11 protein-coding genes are annotated in these 15,491 nt (G+C 71.4%); 5 read left to right on the top strand and 6 right to left on the bottom strand.

Annotated elements, in window-relative coordinates:
* Positions 1 to 10 precede the first annotated feature (10 nt).
* Complete coding sequence (locus WME76_RS03650; protein ID WP_437958828.1) at positions 11 to 766, top strand: hypothetical protein; 756 nt, start codon at positions 11 to 13, stop codon at positions 764 to 766.
* Between the two features lie 504 nt (positions 767 to 1,270).
* Positions 1,271 to 2,389 carry a glycosyl hydrolase family 18 protein gene (locus WME76_RS03645; RefSeq protein ID WP_437958827.1) on the top strand — a complete coding sequence of 373 codons (1,119 nt, stop codon included), beginning with the start codon at positions 1,271 to 1,273 and terminating at the stop codon, positions 2,387 to 2,389.
* Positions 2,390 to 2,430: 41 nt separating this feature from the next.
* Here the strand turns inward: WME76_RS03645 and WME76_RS03640 are convergent, their stop codons facing one another.
* Positions 2,431 to 3,564: a substrate-binding domain-containing protein gene (locus WME76_RS03640; RefSeq protein WP_437958826.1), complete on the bottom strand. Its 1,134-nt coding sequence runs from the start codon at positions 3,562 to 3,564 to the stop codon at positions 2,431 to 2,433.
* Between the two features lie 483 nt (positions 3,565 to 4,047).
* Here WME76_RS03640 and WME76_RS03635 point away from each other — a divergent pair, with 483 nt between their 5' ends.
* The gene (locus WME76_RS03635) at positions 4,048 to 4,917 is read left to right on the top strand and encodes a PfkB family carbohydrate kinase (RefSeq protein ID WP_437958825.1); all 870 of its coding nucleotides are present in this window, start codon (positions 4,048 to 4,050) and stop codon (positions 4,915 to 4,917) included.
* Here WME76_RS03635 and WME76_RS03630 read toward each other — a convergent pair.
* Positions 4,871 to 5,392, bottom strand: coding sequence for a DUF2505 family protein (locus WME76_RS03630; RefSeq protein WP_437958824.1), 522 nt, complete (start codon positions 5,390 to 5,392; stop codon positions 4,871 to 4,873). The two genes, WME76_RS03635 and WME76_RS03630, sit on opposite strands and share 47 nt — an antisense overlap.
* 149 nt (positions 5,393 to 5,541) lie before the next feature.
* Entirely contained in the window at positions 5,542 to 8,445 is a 2,904-nt protein-coding gene (locus WME76_RS03625; RefSeq protein ID WP_437958823.1) for a VWD domain-containing protein, read from the bottom strand.
* A 249-nt stretch (positions 8,446 to 8,694) separates the two neighbouring features.
* Between WME76_RS03625 and WME76_RS03620 the strand changes: the two genes are divergently transcribed.
* Both WME76_RS03620 and WME76_RS03615 read left to right on the top strand, forming a co-directional pair.
* Positions 8,695 to 9,714 (top strand): retropepsin-like aspartic protease, encoded by a 1,020-nt coding sequence (locus WME76_RS03620; RefSeq protein WP_437958822.1) that lies wholly within the window; start codon positions 8,695 to 8,697, stop codon positions 9,712 to 9,714.
* A 193-nt stretch (positions 9,715 to 9,907) separates the two neighbouring features.
* Entirely contained in the window at positions 9,908 to 11,365 is a 1,458-nt protein-coding gene (locus WME76_RS03615; RefSeq protein ID WP_437958821.1) for a cyclic nucleotide-binding domain-containing protein, read from the top strand.
* 30 nt (positions 11,366 to 11,395) lie between these two features.
* Here WME76_RS03615 and WME76_RS03610 read toward each other — a convergent pair whose 3' ends face one another.
* From WME76_RS03610 to WME76_RS03600, 3 genes are all read right to left on the bottom strand, one after another.
* Positions 11,396 to 11,965, bottom strand: a complete 570-nt coding sequence (locus WME76_RS03610) for a hypothetical protein (protein WP_437958820.1) — start codon at positions 11,963 to 11,965, stop codon at positions 11,396 to 11,398.
* A 148-nt stretch (positions 11,966 to 12,113) separates the two neighbouring features.
* On the bottom strand, positions 12,114 to 14,249 hold the full coding sequence (locus WME76_RS03605) for an ATP-binding protein (RefSeq protein WP_437958819.1): 2,136 nt from the start codon (positions 14,247 to 14,249) through the stop codon (positions 12,114 to 12,116).
* A 108-nt stretch (positions 14,250 to 14,357) separates the two neighbouring features.
* Positions 14,358 to 15,446 (bottom strand): MaoC family dehydratase, encoded by a 1,089-nt coding sequence (locus WME76_RS03600; RefSeq protein ID WP_437958818.1) that lies wholly within the window; start codon positions 15,444 to 15,446, stop codon positions 14,358 to 14,360.
* Positions 15,447 to 15,491: the final 45 nt, after the last annotated feature.

Genomic DNA, 15,491 nt, shown 5'->3' with positions numbered 1-15,491 from the left:
AACCCACGGAATGCAAGCCGGTCTGATGGTCGTCCTCGCATCGCTGGTCGCCTCCTGCGAGCAGCCGAGGATGCAGTGCATGACCGGTCACGGCGGCTTCGCCGCGACCTACACGCTGAAGCCCGGCTCGAAGCAGGGCGAAGGCGACTGCGACGCGCTGCGGGGCGAGACCATCGGCCTCGAGAAGTACAACCCCTCCCGGCCGGACAACGAGAAAGAGCAGGATCTGTCGAGGGCGCTGCTCGCCATCCGCGCGACCGAGCTCGGCGCGCTCGCCGCCGAGGCCGAGGGCGCCGGTGTCTCGATCGACGGCGGCGCGGTCACCTCGATGGGCGAGTTCGCCTCGGCGGAGCCGGACGAGAGCGACGTCTGCACGGTCGCGTCGCTCAGCGTCGCGGAGCTGGATCTCCCCGCCTTCGGCGAGCGCCCCGCGACGCGGCTCCGCTACGAGTGGAGCAACGTCCGTGTCCATGTCACACCGACGTTCCCTGGAACGCTGATGACGGCGGATCTGACCTACACGAAGGACGGTTGCACCGCGTCCTACAGCGTCGTGGGCCTGTGGCCGTCGGTCTCGTGCGCCGCGCCGGCCATGGAAGGCTCGGAGGAGATCGCGACGGACCCGGGCCTCTGCGACCCGCAGGCAGACATCGCGGCCGGCAGGCTCACCGGGTCCGGGATCAACCCCGATCTCGAGGAGCAGGTCACCTGCGATCCCGAGCTCGCGCTCTGCGTGCTCAAGGAGCCGCCGCAAGCGCTTCGCTGAGGCCGCTCAGCGGCACGCCACCCCGGCGACCGCCGCGCTTCGTACGTCCAGCGTCAACACCGCGTCACCCAGCTGGATCCCTGGTTCCACGACCACGGATGATTTCGCCGCGGCAGGAAACACCACGCCTCGGTGCATGGATGACCCGTTCGTGACCGCATCATCACGCGGCGGACGAGCGAACGGGCGAAACAGCTCCTGATCAAATAATCTGAAGGGCTGGTCCCCGTCGCGCCATCAAGTCCATGAGCTGCCCGGATCCGGGAGGCGAGCTGTCACGTGCGCTCTTAACCGATGTGCGAAAAGGGTCCTACCATGCTTTATAATTCTATCTTCACTGCCACCAGGACGTCGTTTCTCCTTGTCGCCATCGCCGCGGGCGGAACCGGATGCCTCGATTCCGGTGCGTCGCAGGGCGAGGCCGATATCGGTCACAACGAATCTGCCGCGTGCGCCGGCGCTCCGGAATGGCAGGAAGGCCAATGGTACGGCGAGGGTACCATCGTGAACTACCAGGGATCGGCCTACATCGCCGAGCACGACAATCCCGGCTACATCCCGACCGTCAGCACCTACTTCTGGGAGCCTTACTCCGCCTGCGCCGACACCCCTGCTCCCCCCGTGGACGAGTGCAGTTATCCGCCGTGGCAGGAGGGCCAGTGGTACAACGAGGGCGCCGTCGTGATCTACGAGGGGTCGGCCTACGTCGCCGAGCACGACAATCCCGGCTACATCCCGACGGTCAGCACGTACTACTGGGACCCGCACCCCGGCTGCACCGACACCCCCGACCCCGAGCCCGGCCCGGTCGGCGCGCTCCCCGCGAAGGTCGTCGCCGGCTACTACCCCAACTGGACGCCGTCGCCCGTCCGCATCCGCGACATCGACAGCAATTACAACCTCATCTACCTCTTCGCCGCGCATCCCGTGGGCGGGCCGCCCGGCACCACCGGCGCGGTCACCTGGACGCCGCCGGGCGACGGCAGGGGAGCAGCGACGCACCTCAGGGAAGACATCCAGTACGCCCGGACGACCCAGGATCGCAGGATCATCCTCTCCATCGGCGGCGCCGGCCAGGGCATGAGCTTCCCGGACCGCGGGAAGTCGCAGACGTTCGTCGACAGCGTTGTCGACATCTACAACGACCTCGGCGGGTTCGACGGCATCGACTGGAACACCTTCGAGGCCAACCAGAACCCCGACACCGAGGAGATGATCTGGATCAGCCTCGAGCTGAAGCGGCGCTTCCCCGGCTTCATCATCACCGCGCCCCCGGCGCCCTGGAACCCGCGCGACAAGAACTTCTGCAAGGCGATGGTGGACGCCGGCGCCATGGACTACGCCGCCCCGCAGTACTACGATGGCCCCGACCTCGACCAGCAGTCCTACATCGTGAACAACGTGGGTCAGTGGGTCGACCTGCTCGGTCCCACGCACGTCGTCGTGGGCTTCGGGATCGCGGACGATCAGTACTACATGTCGATCGACGAGGCGATCCCCACGTGGAACGAGGTCGAGGGCAACCACCCGGCGCTCCGCGGGGTGTTCGACTGGCAGATCCACAACGACGAGAGCCAGGGGTGGCCGTTCGCCGACCGCATCGGGCCGCTGGTCACGGACTGAAGCGACGCCGCGCGGCCCTCCCCCGGGGGGCCGCGGCGCCGCTACTGGATCGAGCCGATCGATACGAGGAAGTCGTTGTAGGCGTCGATCTTGTCCGACGGGACCACGTCGATGCCGATGTTGATCTTGCTCACGTCGTCCTCGATCAGCGGGGTGAGGATCTCCCGGGTCGCGTCGAGGCCGATGCTCTTCATGCCGTAGAGGATGTACGGCACGAGGTACCCCTCGTAATACTGCCGCTGGGTGTGCGTGGCCTTGATGCGCCCCTGGCGCATGAAGTCGACGGTCCTCGGATCGAAGTCGAACGCGACGATGGGGAGTTCCGGCATGCCCGCGGCGTCCGCGGCCAGCACCAACCGATACGAGATGTTGAACAGGCCGAGCATCCCCGCGATGGGCGGGTCCGCGGCCACCATCTGGCTTCGCATCCACTCGACGTCGAAGGCCTCGTTGGTGTCGCCGAACACGGCCTGGCTCACCAGGGGCGTGTAGCCGGCGTCCGCGAGCGCCTCCTGGGCGCCCAGCGTTCGATCGTATCCGTCGGCCCAATCTGCTGTGACGTTGCCGTGGATCAGCACCGTACCTGGCGGCGGCGGCAGCATCGCGATCAGGGTCTTCGCCGACGTGGCGCCGGCAGGCTTGTTGAGCGCTCCGACGTAGAGCGAGCGCTTCGAGTCTGGCAGGTCGCTGTCGAGCGTCACCACGGGGACCCCGTTCGCGACGGCATCGTCGACGGCGGCGGCGTTGGCGATGTCGAACGGCGAGACGCCGATCCCGTCGGCGCCGTCCGCGACCGCCTGCGCGATCTGTTCATTCTGCAGATCCTGCGATGAGGGGCCATCGGTCGTCACGACGTTTGGCCCGATCACGTTGCCGATGACCCCGAGCTCGCCCATGGCGCGGTTCGCGCCCGTGGCGATCGGGGCGAAGAAGTCGTCGAGGTTCTTCAGCAGAACCACCATCTGCGCCTCATCGAGCGGACTCTCGTTCATCACGGCGACGAGGGCGTCGACCGTCGCCTCGAGCTGCAGGGGAGTGAACTCGTTCTGTGGGGTCTCCGCTCGCTTGATGGGCGTGACCTGCTCGCCCGACTCGGAGGTCTCGCTCGAGCCGCAGGCCGCCGTCATCAGCGCGAGCCCGAAGACCGTCATCCGATATCGCCTCATCATCGTCATGAGACACCTCCTCGTCCGTGGTCAGCTCGGTCACGCGCCGTACGCGGTAAACGAACCGCGCGGCGGTTCCACGGGAGCAACGCGCAGCGGCAAGCTTCAAACAGGTCCATGCTCGATCTTCCACGCTACGCGGCCGGAGATCGCGCTGTCAAGCAGCGTTGAGGCGAACAGTGATAACTGAAATGGGGGGCCCTGGTGAAGCTCACGCCGCGGTCTGCAATGCAGTGTACAGCAGCAGCGGCTGTTGTTCGTCCGCGTCGTCCGCTTCGTCCGCGTCGTCCGCTTCGTCCGCCGATCTCTGGTCTCGCTGTTCTCGCTCTCGTTGCCGCATACCAGGATCGGTGTCCGTGGATCGAGGTCTTCAGGCCGAGATGTGGGTATCACCGCGAGAGTGGAGATAGCCCTGCCCGGGGAGCCGCGCCGCCGCCTCATCCCCGGGCGCCCGCGCGACCGCCGCGGCGCCGCCCGTGGTATGCGGCGGACATGGGGTTGCTCGCGATCTGCGGCTCGATCACCGCCGATCTCATCGGCTATGGCCCGCGGCTGCCGCGCCCGGGCGAGTCGGTGCTGGGCCGCGCCTTCCTCGTCGCGCCGGGCGGCAAGGGCGCGAACCAGGCGGTCGCCGCGGCGCGCGCCGGCGCGCGCGTGCGGCTCGCTGGCGCGCGCGGCGACGACGCCCACGGCGAGCTCTGCGCCGCGGTGCTCGCCGCCGACGGGGTGGAGCTCTCCGCCGTGGTGGTCCACCGCGGCGCGACGACGGGCGTCGCCCTGATCTGCGTCGACGCCTCCGGAGAGAACCAGATCCTCGCGATCCCCGGCGCCAACGCGCTCGTCGCGCCGCCCGCGCCGTGCGGGGCCGCGGTCTGGCTCTGTCAGGGCGAGATCCCGACCGAGGCGATCGACGGCGTGCTCTCGGCCGCGCGGGCCGACGGCGCGCTGGCGATCTGCAATCCATCGCCCGTCAACGCCATCGATCCTGCGCTCGTCGGCCGGTTCGATCTGGCGGTCGTCAACGAGCTCGAGCACGAGGCGCTGCGCGGCCACCTGCCGGAGCGCGTTGTGCTCACGCGGGGCGCGCGCGGCGCCGTCCTGCTGCCCTCGGGCGAGGAGCTCCCCGCCCTGCCCGCGCGCGCCGTCGACACGACGGGCGCGGGGGACGCCCTCGCCGGCGTGCTCGCCGGGGGCCTCGCCTCCGGGATGGCGATCGAGGACGCGCTCCGGCTCGCGATCGCGGCGGCGGGCATCTCGGTCGAGCGCGAGGGGTGTCAGCCCTCGTATCCGACGCGCGCCGAGATCGAGCGCCGCCTCAGCTCGCCGCCGCCGGCGCCGGATGCTCCGCGATCCATCGGTTGAGGAACGCCGCGCTGTCGTCCCACCCCGCGCGCATCTCCTTCTCCATCATGCCCTCGAGCATCTTGCCGAAGCCGAAGATCCTCACCTCGATCGTCGCGCTGGCCACCCGCGTCACCTGCCCCGGGCCCGACGGCTCGACCCGCAGCGCCCCCGCGTTGCGCAGCCGGTCGCCGAGCAGGCTCGGCGCCATCGTGAAGCTCCATCGCCGCGTCGTCTTGTCGAAGACGCTGTCCTCGATGTAACCGAAGTTCGGGCCGAGCATCGACTGGATGGCGCCGGGGAGCGCGTGGATGCGGGGTTGAACGGACGCCTTGCGCACCATGGTGCGCTCGTCCTCTCGCTGCTCCAGCACCTCGAACGAGGGGAACTTGAGGACGTCGCGGTAGATCTGCTCGTTGACCTCGGGGCTGAAGAAGAGCGCCCAGAAGGTGTCCTCGTCGCAGTGAATCAGGTGCCTCGCCTCGATCTGAATCATGCGCTCGCCTTCTCCTGCGCGAACCTTGCAGCCGGACGCGCCGCCTGACAACCGTCGAGGGGGGCGCGGCGGTCGGATCCGCTCCGTCGCTGCTGGAGATCGGCTGCCGGGCTGAGCCGTTGTGGGCCCGCGCCCGGCGCGGAGGACGTCTATTGCGCGACGACGTCCAGGTTGTCGATTCCCCAGCTCTCGTCGCCGATCCACTGGAGCCCGCTGCCGGAGAAGCGGAGCTCGATGTCGGAGGTGCTGTGAGGGAGCTCGTAGGAGAGCCGGTAGACCGCGTCGCCGTAGAAGTCGTATCCGAGCGAGTTCGACTCGGCCGCGCCGGTGCGCGGCGGGTGGCTGCCCGCGCCGCGCAGGTCGGGGAACGACTGGGGCGCCCAGGTCGTGTTCGTGAACGTCATCTGGAGCGTGCGCGGGCTCCCCGACGCGCCGAGCGAGAAGACGTCCCCATCTTCGCCGTCCCACGAGCGGATCACGTAGAGATCGAACGAGACCTTCACCCGGGAGTGGGGCGCGAGCCCGGCGAGCCGGAGCGTCACCGTCTCGTTGTTGAACTCGCCCAGGAACCGCCGCCCGCCGATCGGGGTCACGCTCGTCGTGCTCGACGACCACTCGGGGCCGACCGGCCCTTCGAAGTCGCTCCGGTAGAGCTCGCGCAGGCCTTCTGCCGGCGGCACGGCGCCCGCGGCGGAGTCGGCGAACGCCGGATCGCCCGAGTGGCCGACGTCGAGGACGCACGCCTCGAGGAGGAAAGGATCGGTGACCCCGGCCGCGGCGCACGCCGCGGAGGCCGCCGCGCGCGCTGCCTCGGAGAGATCCGAGACCGACGCCGATCGCGCGGGGAAGCCGGGGACGGTGAACGTGTCGACGCTCTCTCCGGGCGCGTAGTCGAAGAGCGACTCGGCGGCGGAGATCCGGTAGCTGTCGCCGAAGACGTCGTAGAGCGCGTCCCGCGAGAGCGGCGGCGCGAGGGCGACGCCCGCGCGCGGGGTGAAGTCGTCGTCCGTCGCGCCGTTGCCGTTCCCGAGCAGCCCGCGGAGCAGCCCCGCGCGCCCGGGCGCCGGATAGACGAGCACGTCCACGTGCGCGGCGCGCACGGCCACCTCCACGTGATCGCCCGCCGCCGAGGTGATCACATAGCGGCCCTCCGCGGAAGGCGCGTGGTAGACGGCGTGCCCGCCTGGCAGATCGAGCTTGCCCGCGACCTCGACCGGCGCCCCGTCGACGCGCAAGGCGGGCGAGGCGCCCGCGTAGAACGCGAGCCGCGAGGCGCCGACGCGCACCGCCACCGCGGTGTTCACCGCGATCGCGTCGCTCGCGCCGAGCGGCTGCTCGCGCACCTGGACGGCGAAGTCGCTCCCGCCGTCCACGAGCACGTACTCGCCCGCGCCCTGGAAGTCGTAGAAGACGCCGTCGAACGTCCGGAGGTGCGGATCGCCGTGCGATCCCCCGGGCGGCGTCCCCGGCGGGGCCGGCGGCGCGGCGGCGCGGCAATCGAGGCGCACCGGGAGGCTCCTCTCGCGGACACGGTAACGGTCCTTGAACGAGATCGTGAGGGCGCCCGTGGCCGTCGACGGCTCGGCGCCGCACCTGGCGCGCACCGCGAGCGCGACCGACTCGCTCGGCGCGAGCGCCCCCTCCGCGCCCGACTCGATCGTGAGCCACGGGACGCTCGACGCGATCGCGTAGCTGATCTCGCTGCCGCGGTTGATCAGCTTGATCGCGCGCAGCACGTCCTCGCCCGCCTGCCCGCCGAGCTCCGCGCCTTCCAGCGCCGGATCGCCCGGCGGGGCCCTCGTCACCGCGAGGCAGTTCGCGCCGTACTCCTGGTAGAGCGCGGTGTCCCGGAGGTCATCGAACGCCTGCTTCAGATTGCACGGCTGCGGCTGCGGCTCGGGCTCCCCGGGGAGGGGCACTCTTCCGTCTCTCGGCGGCGCCATGCACTCCCAGTCGGTCAGGTTGAGACCTGCGAACGTCGGGTTCTGGTAAGCGAACCAGATCAGCGACTGGATCCGGCAGTTGTTGTTGTCGTTGTACGCCGCGACGTCCTGGTAGGCCTTCTGGATGAAGCCGCTCTGGTACGGCTGCTCCGCGTAATGCTCTCCCTCGTGCTCGTAGAGGTCTCCGGCGTGATTGAACTCGGTGATGTGGATCGGCAGCGCCGCCCCGCCGGCGGCGTCGACGATGTCGAGCTGCAGCTTGTAGTTCTGGAAGCCGTCACGCCGGTCGTCGCTGCGCGGATCGGGGTCCCCGCCGCGCCCTCCGTAGGCGTGGAGCGCGAGGCCGTCGGCGTGGTCCTTCGTCTCGCGGACCAGGCAGTGCTGGTACTTCTTGTAGTCCATGTCGTAGGCCTCGGCGCCCGGGCAGCTCGCGGTCGTGTCGGCGTTGAGCGGGCCGACGGCGCCGACGAGCAGCTTGGCCGACACGCCCTCTTCCTTCATCAGGCGGCGGACGTCGCGGAAGCAGCTCGCGTACTGCGCGACCGTGATCCCGCCCTTCCCCTCCGGGTCCTCGCGGTTCTCGAAGGCCGCGTTCATCTCGTTGCCGAGGATGAACGTCGTGGAGCAAGGGCCCTTGCAGACCTCGTTGTCGACGATCCGCTTCATCGTGTCGACCACCTCCCCGGGCCAGGCGGGGTCGCAGGCGTCGCTGCTCGCCGGAGGGAGGGTCTGACCGTAGTTGTAGTCGAACCGCACGATCGGGCTGAACCCGGCGTCGATCATGCGCTTGTACCGCTGGTAGTCGATCTCGCCGCGGCTCGGCTTCGTGTAGTGGACGAAGACGGTCCAGCTGCTCCGCGCCGAGCCCTCGGGTGGCGTGATGAGGTTCGCGGCCGCCCGCTCGTCCGTCCTGTCCTCGATGCTGTGGACGCCGAAGAGGTAGCTGGCCTCGACCTGCACGGTCGCATCTTCCGCCGGCGGCAGCCGTGGTATCCGCATCGCGAGGTCCGCCGCCGAGGTCTCGTCCGGCGCCGGCGCGTCGGCGCCGCACCGCGGGAGAGCGAGGAGCGTCATGAGGAGGACCGAGCCGTTCACGAGTCGAGATCTCAAGGGGACTCCTTTTGCCTGAGGACCCCCGCGCTCACGCAACCGGCGTGCCCTCGCGCCGCGCCGCGATGTCGCGCGTCGCCTCGCCGGCGGCCGCGGCGAACGCGGGTATCCAGGGCGCGCCGTCCGGGCCCGGCAAAGCAACGATTGCCGACCCGGCAAAAGCTGCCTTCACGGGCGGGGCGGGTACGCAACCGTTGCTCGACCGTCGCGCTGCTTGACCGACGTTGCCCGCCAGCCAATGATGGCCCGGTGAAGCTTCTTCACGGGATCGCGGCCGTCGCGCTCGCGGCGACCGGCTGCGCCGAGCCCGCCGCGGTCCGCCCCGCGCCGGCCTCGCCGCGCGCGGCGCCGGCCGTCGCCGCCCTCGACGCGCCCTCGCCCGCCGGGATCGCGGGCGCGGGCCCGGCGGGTCCCGCGAAGCCCGCCGAGCGCCGGGCAAGCCTCCAGTTCCACGTCGGCGACCGGCCGTTCCCCTCGCCGCTCCTCGACGCCGTCGTCGCGGGCCAGCCCACCGTGCTGCTCGTCGACACCGGCGCCTCTCACCACGTCCTCGCCCGCTGGCTCGCCGACGAGCTCGCGCTCCCCCTGTCGACGGCCGGCGACGTCGCCGTCGACCACGCGGGCAGGCCGCTGCCGGTCTCCCGGATCGAGGACGCGAGCCTCGCGCTCTCCGGGTGGGGCCGCGTCGAGGCCCCCGCGCTGCTCGTCGTCCCCGTGCCCGACGTCCTCCAGCGCCTCGGCATCGGCGGCGTCATCGCGCCGCAGGCGCTCGCGGCGCCGGGCCGCGCCGTCGTGCTCGACCTGCGCGACGGCCGGATGACCGAGGCGCCCAGCGGCGAGGCCGCCCGCGCGCTCCGGGCGCGGTTCGGCGACGCCGCCGTCGCGGAGCTCGCCCGCTGCGGCGGACCGAACCAGGGCAGCGAGCTCACCGCGAAGGCGACCGTCGAGGGCATCGCCGTCACGCTGAAGATCGACTCGGGTGCGTCGCAGAGCTCGCTCTTCGCCGTCTCCCCCGCGGGCAAGCGGCTGTCGCGCCGGGCGACCGGCGACAGGAGCGCCTACGCCGCCTCAGGCAAGCACACCGTTCCCGTCCTTTCCGGCGCTCGCCTCCGGCTGGCGGGGTTCGACGCCGCCGCCGATATCGATTTCCTTCCCGGCGCGCGGCGGGCGGCCTGTCCGTCGGACGGATTTGCCGGCATGGATGTGCTCCGCACCTGTGTGCTGGTGCTCTCCGAGGACGGCGGCCTCGCCGGCTGCGCTCCGCGGTGACGCCGTCGACGCGCCGCGCGCCGCCGCGCTGAGCGGCGCGGCGCGCGGCACCGCCGGGCGGAGCGCCATGCGCCAGCGGGGGCGCGAGGCGTCGTGGTAGAAGGGGCGCACGCGTGGACGTCCCCGTCGCCGCGCCGGGGGAGGGACCCGGTTCCCCGCGACGTCGACGCGCCCGCGTGGGGTCGGAGGCATCATGACGACAGGTTTCGAGTTCTTGACCCAGGATGACGAGCGCTTGCTGCTGGAGAAGTCGACCTGCGTCACCTACCGGCCAGGCGAGCAGATCCTCGAGGAGGGCTCGCGCCGGCAGGGCATCTTCATCGTGCGCAGCGGCCTGGTCGGCGTCGAGGTCGCCCACCTCGGGCGCGGCGTCGCGCTCCGCCAGCTCGGCCCCGGCGCCATCTTCGGCGAGATGTCGTTCCTCGAGAGCGCCGCCGCGAGCGCCTCCGTCGTCGCCCGCGAGGAGTGCACGCTCGACGTCATCGAGGGCCCCTATGTGCACTCCCTCCTTGCCTCCGTCCCCGGCCTCGCCGCGCGCTTCTACCAGTCGCTCGCGATCATGCTCGCCCAGCGCCTGCGCGAGAACACCGCGATGCTCCCGCCGCTGCTCGTCGAGGACGTGCCGCAGGTCAACCGCTTTCACGCGGCGAGGACGGGTCAGGCCGGCACCAACAACATCCCTCCCAAGCTCATCGACACCGTCGAACAGTTCAAGTTCGAGATGATGATCGCCGACAGGATGGTGAAGGAGGGCAAGCACCCCGAGGCGGAGATCCAGGAGAAGGTGAGCGCCGCGTGCCAGACCATCGTGTCCGCGCTCCGCGAGCACATCGAGCGCGAGCGCCACCTCGAGAAGGGCATCGGCGCCTACGTGTTCCGCGAGACCTTCTCGCTCTTCATGCTGAGCCGCACCGTCGACCGCTGCTACACGAAGCCGCGCGGCTACGCGGGCGATTTCTACACCATCGAGATGATGTACAACGACGAGCCCGCGGGCGACGGCCGACTCGGCCGCTTCATCGACCAGTGGGGGCTCGCGCTCGAGGCCTGCCGCGCCGTCAAGAACCGGAGAGGCGTGCTGAGCCGCGCCATCCGCGACGCCTGCCGCGCGCACTCGTCCGGCCAGGTCCTCATCACGAGCCTCGCGAGCGGCCCCGCCCGGGAGCTCTTCGACCTGTTCGCGGACGGGAGCGAGCCGCCCGACGTCAAGGCGACGTGCATCGATATCGACAACCAGGCCCTCGCCTACGCCGCCGGCATCGCCGATCAGCTCGGCGTCATGGACCGATTCAGCTTCGCCCAGGACAACGTCGTGCGGCTCGCCCACGGCCGCGGCAGGACGGTGCTCAAGCCCCAGCACATGATCTACAGCATCGGGCTCACCGACTACCTGCGCGACGACCTCGTCGTGAGCCTCCTCAACTGCATGTACGACAAGCTCCTCCCCGGGGGCATCGGGCTCATCGGGAATTTCGGGGCGAACAACCCGAGCAAGGCCTTCATGGACCACGTGCTCGAGTGGGAGTTGATCCACCGCAGCGCCGACGATCTCAGGACCCTGTTCGCCCGCTCCAAGTTCGGGAACACCCCCGTGGAGGTGCGCGCCGAGGAGGCCCAGGTCAACCTGTTCGCGTTCTGCACCAGGTCGTGACGCGCGCGCGCGACGCGGCCGCCGCCGGGGTCAGCGGAGCCAGCGCACCTCGTACTCGCACGTGGGGTGTCCCTCGAAGCGGCACCTCGTGTGCAAGCTCTGCCCGCCGCGCGCGCCCGAGAGCCGGAGCGCGTTCTCCTGCCAGGCCGGCACCGCGTCCCTGCAGGTCTGGCGCCCCGGGTCGGCCTGCGGGTCGACGCCGAGATAGAGTATCAGGCGGAAGAACCGCTCGCCCTCCGCCAGGGGGGCGAGCCGGCCTCCGTTGAAATACATGCCCCACATCACGCCGGCCTGCCGCATGACGAGCGCGGGCGTGCCGAGCTTGAGGAGCACCTTGTGCGCGAGCGTCAGATCCTGCTCGGCCACGTAGGCCGCGAGATCGCGGATGACCCCCGACTTGTTGGGCCAGCGCGAGATCTCGTCCGCGATCGCGTTCCAGATCGAGACGGGATACCAGCTATGCGCCACGAGATCGGGCGACGAGAAGACCGCGCGGACGCTGGCCGGCAGCTTCGCGTCGAGGACCGAGATCGCCTGGCTCCCCCACCGCGTCAGCAGGTAGGCCCTCGTGTGCATGAGCGCTGAGCCCCGGATCTTCATCGCGAAAGCCGCTCGTCCAGGATAGAGGCTCCCCCGCCGCCGGGGCCAGCGTCGCGCGCGGCGGCCGACCGCGGCCGCCGCGCAGTCCGAGCGCTCACCCCGGCGCCGCCGCTGCCACGCGCGCGCCGTCGACCCCACACGAGCGCGCTCACTGCAGGCGCTCGGCGGCCTCGGCCGGCGGGGGCGCGTCGCCGGAGCCCTGCGCCCGCCGCGCCTGCGTCGACGCGTCGAGCACGGCGCGCACCGCCTGCGCGAGCTGCGTCGGCGTGTACGGCTTCGCGAGGAAGTGCACGGCGCCCTCGACGAGCTCGCCCGGCACGGCGGAGTCCTCGATGTAGCCGGAGGTGTAGAGGACGGGCAGCGCGGCGCGCGCGCGGGCGAGCGCCGCCACGACCTCGGGGCCGCGCGCGTCCGGGAGCACCATGTCGCTCACGAGCAGGTGGATGGCGCCGGGGTAGGCGGCCGCGAGCGCGACCGCCTCCTTGCCGCTGCGCGCCGCGAGGACCGAGTACCCGAACGAGCGCAGCGCCGCGACGCAGAGCTCGCGCACCTGCGCCTCGTCCTCCATCACGAGCACCGTCTCCGCGCCGCCGACCACGGCGGAGGTCGCGCGCGCGGGCTGCTCGCACGGCGCGCCGCGCACGCGCGGGAACCAGATCGTGAAGCGCGTCCCCTGGCCGGAGGCGCTGGAGAACCAGATGTGGCCGCCGTGCTGCTTGACGATGCCGTGGCACGTCGCGAGCCCGAGCCCCGACCCCTTGCCGGGCTCCTTCGTCGTGAAGAACGGCTCGAACACGTACTGCTGGATCGCGTCCTCCATGCCCTGCCCGGTGTCGGTGACCGTCAGCGCCACGTAGTCGCCGGGCTCGATCTCGGGCCTCTGCTCCGCGTCGTCCGGGCTGACGTGCGTGTTCGCCGTCTCGATCGTCAGCCGCCCCCCGCCGGGCATCGCGTCGCGCGCGTTCACGGCGAGGTTCATGAGGAGCTGCTCGAACTGCCCCCGATCGATGCGGATGGGCCAGATCTGGCTGCCCGGCAGCACGTCGAGCTCCACGTCCTCGCCGACGAGCGGGCGCAGGAGCGACTCCACCCCGAGGATGAGCGCGTTCGGATCGACGACGGTCGGCTGGATGATCTGCTTGCGCGCGAAGGCGAGGAGCTGCCGCGTGAGCGCCGCGGCGCGCTCCGCGGCGGTGCCGATCTGCGCGAGGTGCTCGACGACGGGCGACGGCGGCGGCGACTTGCGCGCCGCGAGCTCCTTGTGGCCGAAGATCGCGGTGAGCATGTTGTTGAAGTCGTGCGCGACGCCGCCGGCGAGGCGGCCGATCGCCTCGAGCTTCTGGCTGTGCAGGAGCGCCTCCTCGAGGCGCCGGCGCTCGGTGATGTCGAGGCTCGTGCCGACCAGCCCGGTGATCGCCCCGGACTCGTCGGTGAGGAGCTGCGCCGCCATCTGCACGTGGCGCAGCTCGCCGGTCGACGGGCGCACGACGCGGCACTCGACGGGGCCCGCGATGCCGAGCGGCGACGCGCTCTCCGCGCCGCCGAAGACCCGGTGGCGGTCCTCGGGGTGGATGACGCTCGCGAGGAGCTCGAACGTCGGGCGCGTCGACGGGGCGACGCCGAGGATCTGGTAGAGCTGCTCGGACCAGCGGACGGCGCGCGACGCGAGATCGTAGGACCAGCTCCCCACGTGCGCGATGCGCTGCGCCTCGTTCAGCATGCGCTCGCTGCGGCGGAGCTCCTGCTCGGCGCGGCGCCGCTCGGTGAGATCGACGACCACGCCGAAGAAGCGCGACGGCGGGCCCGCCCCGTCGACGATGGGCAGGCTGCTCAGCAGGCACTCCCGCACCGCGCCGTCCCGGCGGAGCACGCGGAACGCCATCGCGCCCGATCCCTCCCGGGTCTCGATCGCCCGCTGCAGGAGGGTCGTCATCCGCTCCCGGTCGTCGGGGTGGACGGCCGCGAGGAAGACCTCCGTCGACGCCGTGTCCTTCGCGGGATCGCAGCCCAGGATCCGGAAGAGCTGCCGCGACCAGGTGAGGTGGCTCTGGTCGCGGTCCCAGATCCAGTTGCCCATCTGGGCCACCTCCTCGGCCTCGTCGAGCTGCGCCTCCCATCCGGCGGTGCCGGACGTCAGCGCCGTGCCACCCGGGGCGGAGGCCGGCGCGCCCGGGCTCTGCGTGGAGGCGGGCTGCCCCGACGCGCAGACGCGGGCCAGCTCCCGCTCCAGCTCGGCGACGCGCGCGCGCAGGGCGTCCAGCTCACGGCTCGCCGCCGCGCTCATGGCCGTCCTGCTCCTCGACGTCGCGCGGCGGTGCTCATGGGGGCGCATTGTATGCTGCGGCGGGCCCCGCGGGGGGCTCCTCTTCTGCGGCGCCGGCCGCGGTCGCGCCTAGCCCCGCCGGCGCACGAGCAGCGTTCGCGTGATCTCCACGACCTTTTCCTTGACCCTGCCGTCGGTCTTGCCGAGCTCCGGGGTGAACAGGTCGGCCCCCTGATCGAGCAGCGCGCGCGGCGGGGTGTTCTTCACGCCGACGACGCGGAAGGTGACGCTCCCCGCGCCCGCGCCTGCCTCCTCGCGGGCGATCACCCTCGACGCCGCGAAGAGCGTGTCGCCCGCGAGCACGCCGCTCGGGTGCGCCCCGTCGTCGAGGCCGAGGTCCCAGACGGCGCACCCGGCCGTGTCCCTGCTCGAGAGCGCGAGCACCCAGGACAGCACGAGCCCCCCGTGGACGACGCGCGTCTTCGCGAAGGAGCTCGACCGGGAGTACTGCTCGTCGAGGTGGAGCGGGTGGGAGTTGCGCAGCAGGGTCGAGAGCTGCATGTGCTCGCTGTTGCCGACGGTCCTGCCGACCTCGTGGGTGATCACGTCGCCCACCTCGAAGTCGTCCCAGAAGCAGGAGAAGCCGCCGTGGCGCGGCGCCGCCGGCAGCGGCCCCTCGAGCTCCTTCGGCAGGCGCGCCGGCGGCGCGGCGGGCTGCACGACCGCGTGCGGCGCGTCCGCGGAGCGCTCCGCGACGCTGCCGCAGGGCACGAGCGCCTTGCGCTCGAACGAGCAGACGAGGAGCCCGTCCTGGTTCACCACCTGCGTCCGGACGTGCACGACGCCCTTGTCGCCCGTGGAGACGGGCTTCTTGCCGATCACCATCGAGCTCGCGCGCAGCGTGTCGCCCGGATAGCACGCGTCAGGGAACCGCACGTCGATGTACGCGAGGTGCGCGATCGCCTGCTCGCTGACGTCGTGGACGCTGAACGAGATCCCGAGGTTGAGGAGCAGCAGCGGGCTCACCGGCCTGTCCTTGAGCCCCGCCGATCGGGCCGCGACGCGGCTCGCGTACGTCGGGATCGCGTCCTGGAAGGAGGCCGCGAAGAGCGCGAGCATCCCCTCGTCGACGGTGACGTCCCAGGGGTGCGCGTACACCGCGCCGACCGTGAAATCATCGAGCTTGCGGCCGTAGCGAGGGGAGCGGACGCGGACCATCGGTCCGCGCGATCATGTCACAGGCGCGCTCCGCTGACGACAGCG

Source organism: Sorangium sp. So ce119, assembly GCF_051524405.1.
Classification (GTDB): Bacteria; Myxococcota_A; Polyangia; order Polyangiales; family Polyangiaceae; genus Sorangium; species Sorangium cellulosum_G.
This window is presented reverse-complemented; position numbering and strand designations above follow the sequence as displayed.

Bases quoted from the DNA above. Each gene is read 5' to 3' on its own strand.
- WME76_RS03650 (WP_437958828.1), top strand. From the start codon at position 11: ATGCAAGCCGGTCTGATGGTCGTCCTCGCATCGCTGGTCGCCTCCTGC.
- WME76_RS03640 (WP_437958826.1), bottom strand. From the start codon at position 3,564: ATGACGATGATGAGGCGATATCGGATGACGGTCTTCGGGCTCGCGCTG.
- WME76_RS03635 (WP_437958825.1), top strand. From the start codon at position 4,048: ATGGGGTTGCTCGCGATCTGCGGCTCGATCACCGCCGATCTCATCGGC.
- WME76_RS03630 (WP_437958824.1), bottom strand. From the start codon at position 5,392: ATGATTCAGATCGAGGCGAGGCACCTGATTCACTGCGACGAGGACACC.
- WME76_RS03615 (WP_437958821.1), top strand. From the start codon at position 9,908: ATGACGACAGGTTTCGAGTTCTTGACCCAGGATGACGAGCGCTTGCTG.
- WME76_RS03610 (WP_437958820.1), bottom strand. From the start codon at position 11,965: ATGAAGATCCGGGGCTCAGCGCTCATGCACACGAGGGCCTACCTGCTG.
- WME76_RS03605 (WP_437958819.1), bottom strand. From the start codon at position 14,249: ATGAGCGCGGCGGCGAGCCGTGAGCTGGACGCCCTGCGCGCGCGCGTC.
- WME76_RS03600 (WP_437958818.1), bottom strand. From the start codon at position 15,446: ATGGTCCGCGTCCGCTCCCCTCGCTACGGCCGCAAGCTCGATGATTTC.